The organism is Ruegeria sp. CH11 (assembly GCF_056537105.1).
The window spans coordinates 1-2,500 of the sequence record NZ_JBQFQX010000038.1 but is presented as its reverse complement, the minus strand read 5'-3'; the positions used below and the strand labels follow the sequence as shown (position 1 = coordinate 2,500).

Annotated in this window: 1 tRNA gene and 2 rRNA genes (1 of these 3 cut by a window edge); all 3 read left to right on the top strand. The window is 54.6% G+C overall.

The annotated features are described in order from the left end of the window. Positions 1-2,008: ribosomal RNA gene (locus ACR0LX_RS22775) — 23S ribosomal RNA — on the top strand; it begins 856 nt to the left of the window's first position. 186 nt (positions 2,009-2,194) lie between these two features. Next, a 5S ribosomal RNA gene (gene rrf, locus ACR0LX_RS22770) occupies positions 2,195-2,309 on the top strand. Positions 2,310-2,358: 49 nt separating this feature from the next. Then, positions 2,359-2,435 (top strand) — tRNA-Met (locus ACR0LX_RS22765). The last annotated feature ends 65 nt before the right edge of the window (positions 2,436-2,500 follow it).

Below are 2,500 nucleotides of genomic sequence, written 5' to 3'. Positions count from 1 at the left end.
AGCGTCATCCGAATACCCCGGGGGGTAGAGCACTGGATGGGTAATGGGGCCCCACAGGCTTACTGATCCTAACCAAACTCCGAATACCCGGGAGTACTAGATGGCAGACACACTGCGGATGCTAACGTCCGTAGTGGAGAGGGAAACAACCCTGACCTACGACTAAGGCCCCCAATTCATGGCTAAGTGGGAAAGCAGGTGGGACGACCAAAACAACCAGGAGGTTGGCTTAGAAGCAGCCATCCTTTAAAGATAGCGTAACAGCTCACTGGTCTAAATAAGTTGTCCTGCGGCGAAGATGTAACGGGGCTCAAGCCATGAGCCGAAGTCTAGGGATGCGTAAGCATCGGTAGCAGAGCGTAGTGTGACATAGGACTTTATCTGAATTACCGCCCGACACCGGGGCGCGGGCAACCGTGCTCAAGTAGCGTAAGCGGTAGCACAGATATAAGTCCTTTCGATGAAGCCGGGGCGTGAGCCATCCGGTGGAGAGATCACTAGTGAGAATGATGACATGAGTAGCGACAAAGAGTGTGAGAGACACTCTCGCCGAAAGTCCAAGGGTTCCTGCTTAAAGCTAATCTGAGCAGGGTAAGCCGGCCCCTAAGCCGAGGCCGAAAGGCGTAGGCGATGGGAACTAGGTTAATATTCCTAGGCCAGGAGGATGTGACGGATCACAGGTGTAGTTCAATCTTATCGGATTGATTGGGCTGCTGAGTGGTTCCTGGAAATAGCCCTCCATCAGACCGTACCCTAAACCGACACAGGTGGACTGGTAGAGCATACCAAGGCGCTTGAGAGAACGATGTTGAAGGAACTCGGCAAAATACCTCCGTAAGTTCGCGAGAAGGAGGCCCGGTTCCTAGGCAACTAGGGGCTGGGGGCACAAACCAGGGGGTGGCGACTGTTTATTAAAAACACAGGGCTCTGCGAAGTCGCAAGACGACGTATAGGGTCTGACGCCTGCCCGGTGCCTGAAGGTTAAAAGGAGAGGTGAGAGCCTTGAATTGAAGCCCAGGTAAACGGCGGCCGTAACTATAACGGTCCTAAGGTAGCGAAATTCCTTGTCGGGTAAGTTCCGACCTGCACGAATGGCGTAACGACTTCCCCGCTGTCTCCAACATCGACTCAGCGAAATTGAATTGCCTGTCAAGATGCAGGCTTCCCGCGGTTAGACGGAAAGACCCCGTGCACCTTTACTACAGCTTCGCACTGGCATCAGGATTGTGATGTGCAGGATAGGTGGTAGGCTTTGAAGCAGGAACGCAAGTACCTGTGGAGCCTCCCTTGAGATACCACCCTTCGCACTCTTGATGTCTAACCGCGGTCCGTTATCCGGATCCGGGACCCTGCGTGGCGGGTAGTTTGACTGGGGCGGTCGCCTCCTAAAGCGTAACGGAGGCGCGCGAAGGTTGGCTCAGAGCGGTCGGAAATCGCTCGTTGAGTGCAATGGCAGAAGCCAGCCTGACTGCAAGACTGACAAGTCGAGCAGAGTCGAAAGACGGCCATAGTGATCCGGTGGTCCCGAGTGGAAGGGCCATCGCTCAACGGATAAAAGGTACGCCGGGGATAACAGGCTGATACTGCCCAAGAGTCCATATCGACGGCAGTGTTTGGCACCTCGATGTCGGCTCATCTCATCCTGGGGCTGGAGCAGGTCCCAAGGGTACGGCTGTTCGCCGTTTAAAGAGGTACGTGAGCTGGGTTTAGAACGTCGTGAGACAGTTCGGTCCCTATCTGCCGTGGGTGTAGGAGACTTGAGAGGAGTTGCCCCTAGTACGAGAGGACCGGGGTGAACGATCCACTGGTGGACCAGTTGTCGTGCCAACGGCAGTGCTGGGTAGCTATGATCGGACAGGATAACCGCTGAAGGCATCTAAGCGGGAAGCCCCCCTCAAAACAAGGTCTCCCTGAGGGCCGTGGAAGACCACCACGTCAATAGGCCGGAGATGTAAGCGCAGTAATGCGTTCAGTTGACCGGTACTAATCGCCCGATAGGCTTGATTTGATCCAGTAATGGAAAGACAAGACCAAAAGCATACACCGACCTTGAGTTGGACAACGTCGCAGCACCAAGCCGCGATGTTGGTTGATACTATAACCGAGTGGCAACGCGCATTCGCAAGCGAATACGCTGCCTGCCACCTCGTCGCTTTCCTGCAACGCAGGAAAGTCGACATGGGCTTTTCCTCGGTTTGGTGGTCATAGCGCAAGTGAAACACCCGGTCCCATCCCGAACCCGGAAGTTAAGCACTGCCGCGCCAATGGTACTTGGGCTTAAGCCCCGGGAGAGTAGGTCACCGCCAAACCTAGTAAAAGCCCAATTCTCTCTAAACGATGAAACAAATCTGACTCTGACGCGGGATGGAGCAGCCCGGTAGCTCGTCAGGCTCATAACCTGAAGGTCGTAGGTTCAAATCCTACTCCCGCAACCAGCGTCAGAAAACCACAACACAACCCGTTCAGACTACAAACAGTCCACCAGACCAATTGCTTAACG